The organism is Arthrobacter sp. HLT1-20 (assembly GCF_054510895.1).
In genome coordinates, this window is record NZ_JBTNDR010000040.1 from 19,753 (window position 1) to 34,633 (window position 14,881).

General features: G+C 64.7%; 12 protein-coding genes. 4 read left to right on the plus strand and 8 right to left on the minus strand.

What is annotated here, in order from left to right:
• Positions 1-16: 16 nt before the first annotated feature.
• Positions 17-1,411, plus strand: coding sequence for a GntP family permease (locus ACX80Q_RS16280; protein ID WP_459331579.1), 1,395 nt, complete (start codon positions 17-19; stop codon positions 1,409-1,411).
• 209 nt (positions 1,412-1,620) lie between these two features.
• Positions 1,621-2,619, plus strand: a complete 999-nt coding sequence (locus ACX80Q_RS16285) for a type IV toxin-antitoxin system AbiEi family antitoxin domain-containing protein (RefSeq protein WP_459331580.1) — start codon at positions 1,621-1,623, stop codon at positions 2,617-2,619.
• A gap of 144 nt (positions 2,620-2,763) precedes the next feature.
• Here the strand turns inward: ACX80Q_RS16285 and ACX80Q_RS16290 are convergent, their stop codons facing one another.
• The 8 genes from ACX80Q_RS16290 to ACX80Q_RS16325 form a co-directional block, all read right to left on the minus strand.
• Positions 2,764-3,576 (minus strand): IclR family transcriptional regulator, encoded by an 813-nt coding sequence (locus ACX80Q_RS16290; protein ID WP_459331581.1) that lies wholly within the window; start codon positions 3,574-3,576, stop codon positions 2,764-2,766.
• Complete coding sequence (locus tag ACX80Q_RS16295) at positions 3,573-5,243, minus strand: beta-N-acetylhexosaminidase (protein ID WP_459331582.1); 1,671 nt, start codon at positions 5,241-5,243, stop codon at positions 3,573-3,575. Before ACX80Q_RS16295 ends, ACX80Q_RS16290 begins: the two co-directional genes overlap by 4 nt.
• A 12-nt stretch (positions 5,244-5,255) precedes the next feature.
• A complete protein-coding gene (locus ACX80Q_RS16300) occupies positions 5,256-6,074 on the minus strand; it encodes a carbohydrate ABC transporter permease (protein ID WP_459331590.1) in 819 nt (272 codons plus the stop codon).
• 104 nt (positions 6,075-6,178) lie between these two features.
• Positions 6,179-7,156 (minus strand): carbohydrate ABC transporter permease, encoded by a 978-nt coding sequence (locus tag ACX80Q_RS16305; RefSeq protein WP_459331583.1) that lies wholly within the window; start codon positions 7,154-7,156, stop codon positions 6,179-6,181.
• A gap of 7 nt (positions 7,157-7,163) precedes the next feature.
• Positions 7,164-8,456, minus strand: coding sequence for an extracellular solute-binding protein (locus ACX80Q_RS16310; protein ID WP_459331584.1), 1,293 nt, complete (start codon positions 8,454-8,456; stop codon positions 7,164-7,166).
• 322 nt (positions 8,457-8,778) lie between these two features.
• The gene (gene xdhC, locus ACX80Q_RS16315; protein WP_459331585.1) at positions 8,779-9,579 is read right to left on the minus strand and encodes a xanthine dehydrogenase accessory protein XdhC; all 801 of its coding nucleotides are present in this window, start codon (positions 9,577-9,579) and stop codon (positions 8,779-8,781) included.
• Positions 9,580-9,587: 8 nt separating this feature from the next.
• Positions 9,588-11,984 carry a xanthine dehydrogenase molybdopterin binding subunit gene (gene xdhB / locus ACX80Q_RS16320; protein WP_459331586.1) on the minus strand — a complete coding sequence of 799 codons (2,397 nt, stop codon included), beginning with the start codon at positions 11,982-11,984 and terminating at the stop codon, positions 9,588-9,590.
• Entirely contained in the window at positions 11,981-13,483 is a 1,503-nt protein-coding gene (locus ACX80Q_RS16325; RefSeq protein ID WP_459331587.1) for a xanthine dehydrogenase small subunit, read from the minus strand. Before ACX80Q_RS16325 ends, xdhB begins: the two co-directional genes overlap by 4 nt.
• Before the next feature lie 212 nt (positions 13,484-13,695).
• Between ACX80Q_RS16325 and ACX80Q_RS16330 the strand changes: the two genes are divergently transcribed.
• Both ACX80Q_RS16330 and ACX80Q_RS16335 read left to right on the plus strand, forming a co-directional pair.
• A complete protein-coding gene (locus ACX80Q_RS16330) occupies positions 13,696-14,181 on the plus strand; it encodes a nucleoside deaminase (protein WP_459331588.1) in 486 nt (161 codons plus the stop codon).
• Between the two features lie 50 nt (positions 14,182-14,231).
• Positions 14,232-14,747 (plus strand): 8-oxo-dGTP diphosphatase, encoded by a 516-nt coding sequence (locus tag ACX80Q_RS16335; RefSeq protein WP_459331589.1) that lies wholly within the window; start codon positions 14,232-14,234, stop codon positions 14,745-14,747.
• Positions 14,748-14,881: the final 134 nt, after the last annotated feature.

Consider the following 14,881-nt stretch of genomic DNA (forward strand, 5'->3'; position numbering starts at 1 on the left):
TTTGGAAAGTTCCCCCATGACAGAGTTTGTTAATTGGCTTCACCACGACACCGCCGGGCTCCTGCTCTTGGCCGGTGCGGGTATTGCCCTCCTGCTGGTCTTGATTATCAAGGTCAAGCTGGAACCCTTTATTGCCCTGCTCGTAGTGGGCGTCCTGGTGGCGCTGGCCGGCGGTGTGTCCGTGCAGGATCTGGTTGGATCCGCCACCAAGAGTAGTGACGCCCTCATTGAAAAGGGCTTCGCCGGCATTCTTGGCCACATCACGGCGATCATCGGTCTGGGCACCGTGTTGGGGGCCATCCTTGAGCGCTCCGGTGGCGCCGAGGTTCTCATGAGCCGTCTGGTCAAGGTCTTTGGCGAAAAGGGTACGCCGCTGGCCATGGGTGTCACGGGCTTTGTGCTCGGTATTCCGGTGTTCTTTGACATTGGCATCTTCGTGTTGGCTCCACTGGTCTACGTCGCAGCCATCCGCGGTGGCAAGTCGCTGGTGCTGTATGCCATGCCCCTGCTGGCCGGCTTGTCCGTCACCCACGCATTCCTCCCCCCGCACCCGGGTCCGGTGGCCGCCGCCGGTCTGTTCCACGTTGACCTGGGTTGGCTCATCATCATGGGCCTCATCTGCGGCATTCCCGCCTGGTTTGCCTCCGGTATTCTGTGGGGCACCTGGATTGGCAAGCGCGTCATGGTCAACGTCCCCGAGGACAGGGTGGTTGAAGAGTCCGACGAAGCCAAGGCTTTGGGTGATCCCGCACTGGGCACCGTGCTGCTGGCCATCGGAACGCCCATGATCTTGATCCTGGGCGGCACCTTCGGCAACGTCATGCTGCCCGATGGCGGCCTGCGCACAGCCCTGCAGTTCTTCGGGAACCCTGCGATCGCCCTGACCGTGGCCGTGCTGCTGGCCATGTGGCTGCTGGGCACACGCCGCGGCATGACCGTCCAAGAACTCTCCGAGCTCTCCTCAACGTCGCTGCGGCCCGTGGGCATGATCCTGTTGGTGGTGGGCGCCGGAGCCTTCTTCGGCGCCGTCCTGGGCGCAACCGGTGTGGGCAAGGCCGTGGCCGATTCCCTGTCCACCGCCGGCCTGCCTCTGCTGCTGTCAGCGTTTGTCATCTCCGCCGGCATGCGCATTGCCCAGGGCTCGGCAACCGTTGCGATTGTGACCACGGGCGGCATCCTGGCCCCCAGCGTTCTCGCTGCCGGGTATTCACAGCCGCAGCTGGCCTTGATCGTCATGGCCATTGCCTCCGGTTCAGTCATTGCCAGCCACGTGAATGACGGTGGTTTCTGGATCATCTCCAAGTACTTCAACATGTCCGTCAAGGACACCCTGAAGACGTGGACTGTGTTGGAAACTGTGCTGTCCATTGTGGGCTTCGGCATGGCAGCCCTGGTCTGGCAGTTCGTCTAACAGTTCCGGGGACCCCGGCCGCGAGCGGTGGGAGCGGCTGGGGTTTCACGCCGCCCCCTCCTGTTGACGGTGAGGGCGTGGCCAACAGTTTCGGGGCCCCGGAATTTTATGGGGCCCTAACTGTTTTGCACACCCCCAGAGAAAGGGGGGGGGCCGTCGTCGACTTGCAGGGGAGTAGTTATCCACAACCGGGCCGTACCCCCGTTGAAATGGCTTCCCTGCAGGACGATGCTGGATCCATGGAAATGCGCGATCTGGCCAGCAGAATCACCCGGGACTGGCCCGCCGGGAGAACCATTGCCAACACTGCCCAGCTGACAGCTGTCGGGCTTGGCCCGCAGGTTCTAAAGGCGGCAAGGGCGTGGGGGCTGCTGTTTCGGATCAGGCACGGGGTCTACCTGCAAATGGCGCACTGGCAGCAGCAGACGCCGTGGGAGCAAGACCTGCTGAGGCTTCGAGCCCATGCCCTGGCCACTCACGGAAACGCCTGCTACAGCCATCTCAGCGCTGCCCGGTTACTGGGGCTGCAGGTGTGGAATGCAGGCCGCGAGATCCACGTGAATTCACCGTCATCCCTGTCCTCCACCAGCAAGATTCGGGGCGTCACGGTGCATCGGCGCACCATGGCACCGGAACAGCTGCTCCGGATTCGGCGCCGCTACATGGGGGTGGTCTGCCTCACGTCGCTGGAGCATACCATTGTTGACTGTGCCCGGACGGTCCCCTTTGTCACAGCAGTCATCATTGGTGACAGCGGATTGCACCAGGGGGCCAAGGTTGACACAATGCTCGCGCTGTTGGACGCACTCAAAGGCCATCGCGGCGTGGCGGCGGCGCGGAAGGTCATTGCCGCTCTGGACATCGGCTCGGAGTCCGCTGGGGAAACCCGGACCAGGCTGCTGATTGCAGGAATGGACATCCCTGCCCCGGAGTATCAAGTGCGGATGCTGGTCCGGGGAAACACTTACCGGCTGGACGGTGCATGGCGGGATATCAAATTGGCCTTGGAGTTTGACGGCAAAACCAAGTACTTCGACTTCAAACCCACGGAGGAGGCCATTTATGAGGAGCGGCTGCGTGAACGCGAACTCATGGAGGAGGGATGGAGCTTCATCCGGGTGGTCTGGGAGGATCTCGCCAACCCCGAACTTCTGCGCCGGCGCATCAAGGCAGCCATGGACAATGCGAGACGGCGGATGGTTGACTAACCGTGCGCGGCCCGATGCAAAATGCGCTGACAGCCTGCCAAACAGCTCAGGGCCCATGAAATTTCATGGGCCCTGAGCTGTTTGGCAGGCTGTCAGCGCGGAAACGGTCCTTGGGCAGGCCGTCGGCGCGTGACAGTGCGGAGACTATTTCAGCAGCGACGCCGCCCGGCGTGACCCCAGCTTCACCGAGATGCGCAGCCCCACGGCCGCTGCCATGGGACCCACCTCGCGCACCTTGGCCGGCGTCATGCGGGACGTCAGCGAGGAAACGCTCAAGGCCGCCACCACGGCGTCGTCGTGGTTGAAGATCGGCGCCGCAACACAACGCACCTCGGGCTCGTTCTCCCTGTCATCAATGGAGTAGCCGCGGCGGCGCACGGCTGCGAGCTCCTGGCGCAGCGCTGCCGGGTCGGTGATGGTCTTGGCCGTGATGGGCGCCAGCGGTACGGACAAGATCGAGGACACCACCTCCTCGGAGCTGTACGCCATGATCGCCTTGCCCACAGCCGTGCAGTACGCGGGCATGGTGGCGCCCACCCGCGAGGCCATGCGCACCGTGGCCTCGTCCTCCACCTTGTCCAGGTACACCACCTCATGGCCCGAGAGGACCACCAGGTGAACCGTGTTGGCTGTCTTGCGCATCAGGGCGCGCAGCTCCGCGTTGGCGGCGCTGCGAAGATCCAGCGAATCCAGGTACGACTGCCCCAGCCGCAAGCTGCCAAAGCCCAGACGAAACTTCCCGCTTTGCCTGTCCCGCTCCAGCAGGTTTTCATCGATGAGCGGGGTGGTCAGGCGCAGCACGGTGCTCTTGTTGATGCCCGAACGCTTGGCCAACTCCAGCAGCGACATCCCCTCAGGATCGGTGGACTGCTCCGCCACAACGGACAGCAGGCTCAGCGCCTTACGCAGGGACGACGACGAGTTCCGCTTCTCGCCGCTTTCTTCCGGTTCGCTCACAGGGACTCGGCAGCCTGGGCCGCGGCCGCCTGCTCCAGCTCGTAGTCCCGCTTCCAACCTGCGACGCCGGGGCGCTGCTGCCAGGGGTGGGGGCCGTCCAGCGGCCGGAACTCCACGCCCATGGCGGAGAGCCGCTCCAGGTGGGCGGGGGAGAGCCGGGCCGCGAAGTCGGCGAAGTCACGTGTGTCCGGGTTAGACCAGAACACTTCGGCGATGGCGCTCAGGCGGGGGAACGCGGCATAGTCAATCCGCCGCGCTGAGGGGAGGTGCTCTGTCCAGATGTTGGCCTGCGCGCCCAGCAGCCGGCCCGGGAAGTCCGTGTCTCCGGCGTCGGGCATGGGGTCGAAGTTGTACACCGCCTCAAGGGTGGTGACGTAGCCCACCGGGACGGGCTCTTCATCCAGGGCCGACTGGCGGTGGTCCAAATACAGTTTGTGTTCGGGGCACATAACCACATCGTAACCCTTGGCCAGCGCATCCAAACCGCCCTCGTAGCCGCGCCAGGAGGCGACCAGGGCGCCGTCGGGCAGGCCCACATCGCCAATCTCATCCCACACGCCGGACTTGCGTCCGTGCTGGTGCAGGTGCTCGGCCAGCTGCCCCACAAACCAGCCGTGGAGCCCGGCCACGGAGTCGAAGCCCAAATCGGCGGCTGCCTTGCGGGCGAACGGGCTGGCATTCCATTGATCCAGCGGGACCTCGTCCCCGCCCAGGCTGATCCAGGGGGAGGGGAAGATGCCCATGACCTCATCGAGCACGTCCCGGTAGAACTGCACGGCAAAGTCGGTGGGTTCAAGGACGTTCTCGTTGATGCCCCACCGGGTCCATACCTCCAGCGGCTTGGTGGCCAGGCCCAGCTCCGGGTAGGCGGCAATGGCTGCCTGGGAGTGGCCGGGCACATCAATTTCCGGGATGACTGTGATGTTCCGGGCAGCGGCGAATGCCACAATCTCACGCAAGTCATCCTGCGTGTAGAAGCCGCCGTGCGGGGTGGCGTCAAAGATGCCGGCCCGCCAGGCGCCCAGATTGGATTCCTTGCGCCAGGCACCAACTTCGGTCAAGCGCGGGTACTTGTTGATTTCCACCCGCCAGCCTTGGTCATCCGTGAGGTGCAGGTGCAGCACGTTGAGCTTGTGGGCGGCGATGACATCGATGAAGCGCAGCACGTCATTTTTGGGGATGAAGTGCCGGGCCACATCCAGCATGACGCCGCGGTAGCTGAAGCGGGGCTTGTCGGTGATGACGGCGGTGGCCAGCTCCCAAACGGGCGCCGAAGACGCGGCGGACACCGTCGGCGCCTGGCGCAGTGCCGCCGGGCCTAGGAGCTGGCGCAGCGTCTGGGCGCCGTACATGGCGCCAGCGTTGTCTGACGCCGTGATCCGCACAGCCGTGTCGATGGTCAGTGTGTAGCCCTCGGGTTCCACCGAGGTGTCCAGGGCGAACGCGATGGTCGCGGCCGGCGTACCGGCGGCCGGCGTACCGGCGGCCGGTGCGTCGGTGGCCGGTGTACCGGCCAGGTCCCACCCGGTCGCGGCACCGAGCGCGCCCACAAACCAGCGCCGTGCGGCGGCAAGTTCGGGATCAGCCGTGACAGTGGTGGCCGCGTCCAGGCGCAGGGTGGAACCCGTTGCGGTGAACGAGCCGGGGGCGGGGATCAAGGAATGCATGGAAGGCCTTTCTTAGCCCTTGACGGCGCCGGCCAGTCCGGAGACGAGCTTGCGCTGGACAGCGATGAAGAAGATGAGCACCGGGATGGTCATGATGACCGAGCCGGCCATGATGGCACCCCAGTCGTTCTGATCCGGCTTGAAGAAGGTCAGCAACGCCATGGGCAGGGTGGAGTTTTCCTGGGCAGAGATGATGAACGTCTTGGCGAACAGGAAGTCGTTCCATGTGGAGATGAAAGCAAAGACCGAACATGCCACAACACCCGGAGCCACCAGCGGGAACAAGACTGAGCGGACAAAGCGGAAGCTGCTGGCGCCGTCGAGCTTGGCGGCCTCCTCCAGCTCGATCGGCACGGCGGCAACAAATCCGCGCAGCATCCAGATGGCAAAGGGAATGCTGAAGCCCACGTGCACCAGGATCAGTGAGCCCAAGTGGTTCAGGCCAATCGCCGGAATGCTCTCGCCAAAGTTGCGGAACAAGAAGAACAACGGAATGGTCAGCGCTTCCACGGGCACCATCTGGGCCACGAGGATGATGATGAGCAATTTGGTGCGCATTTTGAAGTTGTAGCGGGTCAAGGCCACGGCGGCCAGGAACGCGAAGAGGGTGGAGAGGACCACGACGCTCAGCGCCACAATGACCGAATTCATGAAGTACTGGCCAAAGTTGTTCACGCTCAGCACCCGCGCGAACGAGTCAAAAGACGGGGTGAGGGTCCACGGGGTGGAGTCACCGGCGTCGAGCGCTGTGGCCGGCTTCAGGGCCGACAGCACCATCCAGTACAGCGGGAACGCAACCGCAACGGCTATCAGCAGGCCGATGATGTTCACGGCCCAGCCCCTGCGGGCAGGGAATAAGCGGGCAGGGAATAAGCGGGCAGGGAATATACGACGGCGGGAGGTCGCCTTGGCGGGCCCGTCCAGTTTGAGTGTTGTCACAAGACTTCACCACTCCTTTTGAGTAGTCGCAGGTAAACAAGGGTGATGACCAGCAGCAGGACTGTCATGATGACGCCCAGGGCGGAGCCGAGGCCGTACAGGCTGGCCGCGAAGGCTTGCTGGTATCCGTACACGTTCAGGACCATGTTTTGGCCGGCTATGCCGCCGCCGCTGGTCATGATGTAGATCTGGGAGAAAATTTTGAAGTTCCAGATGATGGACTGGATGGTCACGATAATGACGATGGGGCGCAGCATGGGCAGCATGATGTTGGAGAAGATGCGCGGCATGGAGGCGCCGTCAAGACGGGCTGCTTCAAGGACTTCGGTGGGGATGGCCTGGATGCCGGCGTAGACGGTGACCATGACGAACGGGAACGAGCACCAGACAACTTCGCTGGCGACGAGACCGAACGCCGACCACTTCTCGTACGTCCAGGAATGGTCAACGAACTGGCTCAGCCCAACGCCGGCCAGCATCTTGTTGATCAGGCCCTGGGTGGGGTCAAACAGGAACAGCCACACGGCACTGCCTGTCACGGCGGGGGTGGCCCACGCACCGAGCGAGACGGCAAAGAGCGTGTTGCGGACCCAGGGGCGCAGGCGGGTGGCCAGGACGGCCAGTGCGGAGCCCGTCACCAGGGTGAGAACCACGCAGGCCGAGGCGAAGATGACCGTATTGGCCAGCACCTGCCAGAATTCGGGATCCGCCATGAGGGTCTGGTAGTTGCCCAGCCCAATGAAGTCCAGGGGTGCGTTGCCGCTGACCTGGTCCTGGCGGTAGTCGTACAGGGAGACATTGACGAGCTGGAAGAGCGGGTAGCCCATGAGGGCAATCAGCACAATCAGGGCGGGGGCCAGGTACAGCCAGTGCTCAAACCGGCTCACCCCGCCGCGGCGCTTGGTGCGGCGCGGCGACGGGGTGGCCAGCTTCGGCTCCTGCAGGGAAGGCTTTGCGGGAAGTTGAAGGGTCATTTCGGAACTACTTTGCTTCGAAGATCTTGTTCATGGCTGCTGTGGTGTCCTTGGCTGCCGTGGGTACGTCAGCCTTGCCGGTGACGACCTGCTGGTACATGTTGGTGAACAGGCCCTTGGCGTCAACGGTTGACCAGGTGGAGGTGATCGGCACAAAGTTGGTGCCGGCGGCGATGGTGTCGATGAACGGAGCCACGTACGGGTTTTTCTCGGCAACGCTCTTTTGTACATCTGTGAAGGTGGGCAGGTTGCCCATGGCATCGAACATGGCCAGCTGGGACTTCTTGCTGGCCAGGGCCTGGACGAATTCGTTGGACAGGGTGCTCTTCTTGGAGCTGTTGAAGACGCCCAAGTTGTTGCCGCCGGCAAAGGCGGGGGCGATGGAGCCGGCCGTGACGCCGGGGACCGGGACCACGCCGAACTTGTCCTTGAACTCGCTGGCGGCAATGGCCTTGTAGTTAAAGTCGCCGCCAATGGTCATGCCGGCCTTGCCCGCAATGAACTGTTGCACGCTGGCGTTGCCGCCAAACTCGGCACAGGTTTGTGCCGGGCAGATGTCGTCCTTCATCAGGTTGGTGTAGGCGGTGATGCCTGCCTGGGACTCGGGTGTGTCCAGCTTCGAGGAGAAGGTGCCGTTGTTATCGGCGGCGATGGCGCCGCCGTGGGCCCACAGGTACGGCATGGCGGAGAACTGAGCCTTGCCGCCCACGGAGATGCCCAGCATGCCGGGGTTCTTGGCGCGGACTGCACGGGCGGCTGTTTCAATTTCGGCTAGGGTCTTGGGAATCTCGACGCCGGCAGCCTTGAGGATGTCGGTGCGGTAGTACAGGGCGCGGACGCCCACAAACCACGGCACGCCGTAGTTCTTGCCGTCCAAGGCGGTGGTGGCCAGGACCTTCGGGTCCAGGTCCTTGCCTTCATCCCAGGACTTGATGCTGGAGGTGATGTCGGCGAGTCCGCCGGCAGCGACGTAGCTGGCCAGATCGGTGTTGCCGAACTCGGCAACGTCCGGGGCGCTGGAGGGGTCGTTGAAGGCGGCCTTGAACTTCTCGGCGCGTGTGTCAACGGGGATGTACTGGACGTCGACCTTGACGCCCTGGTGCGACGTTTCGAAGTCCTTGATCGTTGCGTTGACCACTGCCGACTTGGGGTCCTGGTTGACCTCTGAGAAGAGCCAGACACGCAAGGTGCCTGTCTTCTCGTCCTGCGTCGAGGCAGCGTTGTTGGATGTTGGGGGTGCGCAGCTGGTTAGGGCCAGGGCAGCCAGTGTAGCTACGGCGAGCATGCGTGAGAACTTCACGGTTCCTCCAGGGGGTTGGTCAGGTGCGGGCGCTGGCAGAAATCGCAGCGGGCATGAATTGACAGTAGGAGGGCGTGTTATGTGGGGCGAAGCACATTTGCTAAAAGTTTCGCTATGCAAAATCTATATTTGTTATTTGACACACATCACACGGTTGTGATGTGGGACATCTAGCTGAAAATGTGTCAAAATCCTTACCGGCAAGCGGCTGGCTGGCGGAGTCCAGGATGCCCGCGCCCGTGCCCATTTCTGTCGCCGCGCCTGCCCCGGGGCAGGAAAGCGAGGGTGCACGGGCAGGAAAAACCGTTGGCCGGGAGACTGCCTATCCCGTGGACTGTTCCCAGCGCATGGTCAGGTCCGCGACCACGGAGATGGCTATGCTGACGGGGTCCTTGCCGGTGATGGTTGGCAGGCCAATGGGGCAGGTGATACGGCTGATCGCAGCGGCGTCGTGGCCTTCCTCGCGCAGCCTCTTGCGGAATCGCTGCCATTTGCCGGTGGAGCCGATCAACCCGATGTAGGACGGCGTGGACCTCAGGGCGGCCTCGCAAAGAATGAGATCCTCGGCGTGGTCGTGAGTGAGCACCAGAATGGTTGCCCCCGGCGGCAGCCCGGCCAGCACCACTTCGGGGGCCGGGGCGTGGTGGATGCCCACGGCAGCCGGACCCTGCGTCAACGCCGCCATCCGGTCCTGCGCGAGAGCCTCCTGCCGGGAGTCAGCCAGCACCAGGTTCACCGGCAGCCTGGACAGCATGTGCGCAATTTCGTAGCCAACATGGCCCATGCCAAAAATCGCCACCGTCCGCCGGGCGGCGAGGACTTCCAGCACAACTTCCACCTCGCCTCCGCAACACTGCACGCCGTGCCGGGTGGCCACCTTGTCGTTGAGCGTAAACGTCACCTGTTCCGTGGCCGCATGCCCGAATGCGATGAGCTCCCGTGCCCGGTCGATGATGCAGGCCTCGAAATTTCCGCCGCCCACACTTCCCCAGGAATTTCGGGCCGAAACCACCATTTTGGCCCCCGGTTCGCGGGGTGCATGGCCACGCACCTGCACCAGCGTGGCAATCACAGCCGTTTCGTTGAGCCCGCGCAGGCGCAGCACCGCCTCCAGCCAGTCCACGGCTGCGCCTACCGTGCCACGTCGGCTGGCCTGGCCGGATCTGGGCGCGGGTCCACGGCGTGGGCCGAAACTGCCGCCGCTTCTTGGGACTCCCGGACGGCCCAGTACACTGCCTCCGGTGTTGCCGGGGCGGGCAGGGTGACGCTGCGCCCCGCCGGGCCGAACGCCGAGACCGCGTCACGGAGGGCCTCCCGGGCACTGAACGCGAGCATGAGCGGGGGTTCGCCCACGGCCTTGGAACCGTACACGGCGCCCTCTTCGCCAGCATGCTCCAACAGGTGGACGTTGAACACGTCCGGCATTTCGGAGAAGCTGGGCAACTTGTAGGTGCTGGCCGATTGTGTCAGCAGCCGGCCGCGGTCCGGACCCGTACCTTCATCCCAGCGTAGGTCCTCCAGGGTCAACCAGCCCACTCCTTGGACGTAGCCGCCCTCAATCTGGCCCAGGTCGATCATGGGGGAGAGCGGGTCCCCGGCGTCGTGGACAATGTCCACCCGGCGCTGGGTGTAGGCGCCCGTGAACCCGTCCACCTCCACCTCGGCCACGGCGGCCCCGCAGGCAAAGTATTTGAAGGGTGAACCCTGCATGGTCTCCGGATTCCAGTGCAGGCCCTCGGTGCGGTAGTGCCCGGCCGCCCACAACTGGACGCGCTGCAGGTAGGCGTTCATGACCACCTCCCCAAAGGTAAAACTCTTGTCCGGGACCCCCAAACCCGTCACCTGGCCCTCGGCGAAGCGGACGTCGTGGGCGGAGACCCCCAGCAGGCCGCCAGCCACCACGGAGATTCGCGCCAGGATTTGTTCGCAGGCATTCTTGACAGCCCCGCCGTTGAGATCTGAGCCTGAGCTGGCCGCTGTGGCCGAGGTGTTGGGCACCTTGTCCGTGCGGGTGGGGGCTAAGCGGATGGCGGAGAGCGGGAGTCCCAGTGCGGTTGCCGCCACCTGCAGCATCTTGGTGTGCAGGCCCTGGCCCATCTCCGTGCCGCCGTGACTGATCAGCACGGAGCCGTCCTTGTAGACGTGTACCAGCGCACCGGCCTGATTCAACGCCACCAGGTTGAAGGAGATGCCAAACTTGACCGGCGTGATGGCCAGCCCGCGCTTGGTGTCGGGGTGTGCGGCGTTGAAGGCATCAACCTCCGTGCGGCGCTCCGCGAAGCCACTGCGGTCCAGGGCCTGTGCCCAAATGCTGGTGATCCGTTCCGCATGGCGGACCTCCATGCCGTAGGGGGTGCTTTGGCCCTGCTGGTAGAAGTTCTTCCGGCGCAGTTCTTCCGGTGCCAGCCCCAGTAACGGTGCGCTGCGGCCCAGAATGTCCTCGATCAGCAGCATGCCCTGTGGGCCGCCAAAGCCTCGGAACGCGGTTTGGGAGGTCTTGTTGGATTGCGCTACCCGGCCCGTGGCCTCCACATGGGGGATGAAATAGGCGTTGTCCACATGGCAGAGGGCCCGCCCCATCACCGCCTCGGACAAGTCAAGGCACCAGCCGCCGTCGGAGGTGAGCTGGGCCTTGAGCGCCAGCAGGGTGCCGTCCGGTGCGAAGCCCGCCTCCCATGAGGTGTGGAATCCGTGGCGCTTGCCGGTCATGGTCATGTCAAGGGTCCGGGTCAGGCGGACGCGGACCGGGCGCCCGGTCAGCAAAGTGCCCAATGCGGCAATGGCGGCGAAGCCATGGGACTGCATTTCCTTGCCGCCGAAGGCGCCGCCCATGCGCAGGCTTTGGACTGTGATCCCGTGGTCTGCACGGCCCAGCACGTGGGCAAGGATTGCCTGCGTCTCCGAGGGGTGCTGGGTGCTGCTTTGGACGAAGATTTGCCCGCCCTCGTCCACAGTGGCCAACGCAGCCTGGGTTTCCAAATAGAAGTGTTCCTGTCCGGCACATTCGGTGACGCCGGAAACCACCAGGTGGGCTGCTGCAAGTGCCGTATCAGCATCGCCGCGGCGGACGGTTCTGGGCACGCCCTGATAGGAGTCGGCGGCGATGGCCTCGGCCAGCGAAACCAGTGACGGCAACACGTCGTAGTCAACAGCCACGGCGGCTGCGCCGGCGCGGGCGGCGTCCTGATCTTCTGCCAGCACCCAGGCCACGGCGTGGCCGTGGAACATGGCCTCGGAGGGGAAGAGCGGTTCATCACCCTTGATACCGCAGTCGTTGAGACCGGGCACATCCGCGGCCGTGAGCACACGGACCACGCCCGGGACCGAGAGTGCTGCGGAGGTGTCGATGGTTCTTATCCGCGCGTGGGCGTGCCGGGACTGCACGGGCCAGGCAGTGAGGGTGTTGGCTGTGCGTTGGGACAGGTCGTCCGTGTAGAGGGCATGGCCGGTGACATGCAGCCTGGCGCTCTCATGGGGCGCGGGCTTGCCGACGGCCGGTGCGCTGGGGCGCTGTGATAGATGGCTCATGGGGTGTCCTTTGGGCTAGGGCTGTTGTGCGCGTACAGCCTGAGCAGGGCGCTTGACAGCATGGCCGAGCGGTACCGTGCGCTGGCCCGGTGGTCGTCCAGGGGTGTTCCCTCCGCCCCAAGCACGGCCGCGGCATGCCTGATCGTCTCCCCGTTCCACGGCTGGCCGGTGAGGGCCTCTTCGGTGGCCAAGGCCCGCAACGGGGTGGCCGCAACACCGCCCAGTCCGATCCTGGCCTTCGTGATCACACCGTTCTCGAGCTGCAGGCTGAACGCGGCCGCAACACTGGAAATGTCGTCAAAGCGTCGTTTGGCGATCTTGTGGAAGGCAGTCAGCGTGGACAGCGGCAACGGGATGCGGATGGCGGTGATGAGTTCGGCCGGTTCCCTGAGCGTGGTGCGGTAGCCGGTGAAATACTCCGCCAGGGGAACCGTGCGCCCACCCGTGGCGGAGACAAGGACAACTTCTGCGTCCAGGGCGAGAAGGGCTGGCGGGCTGTCGCCAATGGGGGATCCCGTGCCAAGATTGCCGCCCAGGGTGGCCCGGTTGCGGATGATCCGTGAGGCGAACTGGGGGATGAGCTGCCCCAGTAGCGGGACCCGGCCGCCCAGTCGCCGTTCTATCTCCGACAACGACGCCGCGGCACCAATGACAATCTCCCGATCCCCCAGCTGGATTGCAGCAAGTTCGGGGATGCTGTCGATCGCTAGGACCAACTGCGCGCGGCGTGCCCGGATGTTGACCTCCACACCCCAGTCGGTGCTGCCAGCAACTAGGACGGCACCGGGATTGGCAGCTAGCAGTGTGGTGGCCTGCTCCAATGTTGTGGCCCGCACAAACACGCCGTCCGTGCGCTCCAGCAAGGTGGTGCGGAACTCCGGGGCAGCCGCATCCCGGCGGCTGGACCATACGTCGTCGCCGGCTTGTCCCAGCGAATAGGCCGCGTCACGGATGGGCCGGTATCCGGTGCACCGGCACAAATTACCGCTCAGGGCCTGCAGGGCAAAGCCGTTGGCGCCCGTCTCCGCGTGGGTGCCCGCTTCCCTGGTGGCGCCCGTCTCCGCGGCGGACACTTGCGGCCCTCCAACCGTCCGGTCCCTGCGGTAAAACTCCGCCGCCATGCTGCAGACAAATCCCGGTGTGCAGTAGCCGCATTGCGAACCACCGGCCCGGGCCATCGCCTCTTGGACGGGGTGCAGGTTTTCGGCAGTGCCCAGTCCTTCGGCAGTAACCAACTCCTGCCCGTCCAGGGAGGCCATGGGCACCAGGCATGAGTTGACGGCTGTCCAGCTTGCTCCAGTGCCGCCGTCGGCCTGGGCTACGAGAATGGCGCAGGCCCCACATTCCCCTTCCGCGCACCCCTCCTTGGCTCCCGTGAGGCCGTTGTTGCGCAACCAGTCAAGCGCAGTGGTGTGCGCCGGTGCGGGGCCGAAGGGCCGCTGGGCGCCGTTGACTGTGACAACGGGCTCCGCGCCCGCAAGGAGTTCGCGGTTGTTCATGGTGGTGCTCCAACTTCATTGTCGTAGCAGACGGGTTCTCGCTTCAAGCAGTTCACCTACCACAGAGCGTACATGCAGGGCTGCTGAGGCACCGCCGAACCCGTGCATCATTGTCAGCGTGGGGCAGGGTTGCTAGTCTCAAGGTCACGCGGCCGCCGGGTCCGCCGGCCGGGTCCCGGCCCCACGCTCCACATCTTGCAAGGAACAGTTCCATGGATGCTACGCAGCGGGCAGGGCACTATCTGGCACAGGCCGTTGAACTGGCCGTGGCGAACGTGCGTAATAGCGGAGGTCCGTTCGGGGCGATTGTGGTCACAGCCGATGGCCGCCAATTTACGGGCGTGAATAGGGTGACGGCCAATCTGGACCCCACAGCCCATGCGGAGGTGACGGCCATTCGGAACGCCTGTCAGGGCATTGGCAGCTTTGACCTGACCGGGGCCACCCTCTTCTCCAGCTGCGAACCCTGCCCCATGTGTTTGGCGTCGTCCCTGTGGGCCCGGATCGGGCGGGTGTACTTTGCTGCGGACCGGCATGATGCGGCGGCGGCAGGCTTCGACGATGCTGTCTTCTACGGGTACTTTGATTCCGGGAATGACAGGGCCCTGATGCCTGTGGCGCAGGCGGCGCCGGCAACGGGGACGGCCGTGGATCCGTTTGATCAGTGGCGGAGCAACACGAGCCGGACGGCCTACTAGCGCCCGCCCCGGTTGCACGGGCGGCCTGCGCCAGGCTTTAGGCTGGATTCATGACTGCCGCCCCTGTAACACTGTGTTTCCTGCTCCGCACCCACGCCGGGCAGCAGCAGGTGCTGCTGGGCCTGAAAAAGACGGGCTTCGGCAAGGGAAAAATTGTTGGCATTGGCGGCCATGTGGAGCCTGGGGAAAGTGTTGTTGCGGCGATTTGCCGTGAGGTGGAGGAGGAAACAGGCATCGTCCTAGCGGCGATGGAACTGATTCCCGCGGGCACTGTCGAATTCGTGTTCCCAGCCAGGGGGGACTGGGACATGTTCACCACAGTGTTCCTGTGCCGGAGGTTCCTTGGCGATCCCGTGGAGAGCCCCGAAATTGCGCCGCGGTGGTATCCCGTGGACGCATTGCCCCATGCGCACATGTGGGCCGACGCCAGCCATTGGCTCCCGGCATTCCTGTCGGGGGAGCGCGGTCATTGGCGCGTGGTCCTCAATGGTGACAATGAAACCGTTGCCTCCAGCACCCACACGCCGCCCGCGGGAACCGATGGGGCGCAGCGCCGGGGAAGTTAGAGTCGGTGCCGTGTGGCATGAATGCGCCTTGGGGGGGGGGGGGGGGGGGGGGGGGGGGGGGGGGGGGGGGGGGGGGGGGGGGGGGAGAGAGGGGGGGGAGGGGGGGGGGAGATGAGAGACGTGGCGAAAAGGAT

Coding starts and splice junctions, on each gene's coding strand:
- ACX80Q_RS16285 (WP_459331580.1), top strand. CDS start 1,621: ATGGCTTCCCTGCAGGACGATGCTGGATCCATGGAAATGCGCGATCTG.
- xdhB (WP_459331586.1), bottom strand. CDS start 11,984: ATGAGCCATCTATCACAGCGCCCCAGCGCACCGGCCGTCGGCAAGCCC.
- ACX80Q_RS16330 (WP_459331588.1), top strand. CDS start 13,696: ATGGATGCTACGCAGCGGGCAGGGCACTATCTGGCACAGGCCGTTGAA.
- ACX80Q_RS16325 (WP_459331587.1), bottom strand. CDS start 13,483: ATGAACAACCGCGAACTCCTTGCGGGCGCGGAGCCCGTTGTCACAGTC.
- ACX80Q_RS16280 (WP_459331579.1), top strand. CDS start 17: ATGACAGAGTTTGTTAATTGGCTTCACCACGACACCGCCGGGCTCCTG.
- ACX80Q_RS16295 (WP_459331582.1), bottom strand. CDS start 5,243: ATGCATTCCTTGATCCCCGCCCCCGGCTCGTTCACCGCAACGGGTTCC.
- ACX80Q_RS16305 (WP_459331583.1), bottom strand. CDS start 7,156: ATGACCCTTCAACTTCCCGCAAAGCCTTCCCTGCAGGAGCCGAAGCTG.
- ACX80Q_RS16335 (WP_459331589.1), top strand. CDS start 14,232: ATGACTGCCGCCCCTGTAACACTGTGTTTCCTGCTCCGCACCCACGCC.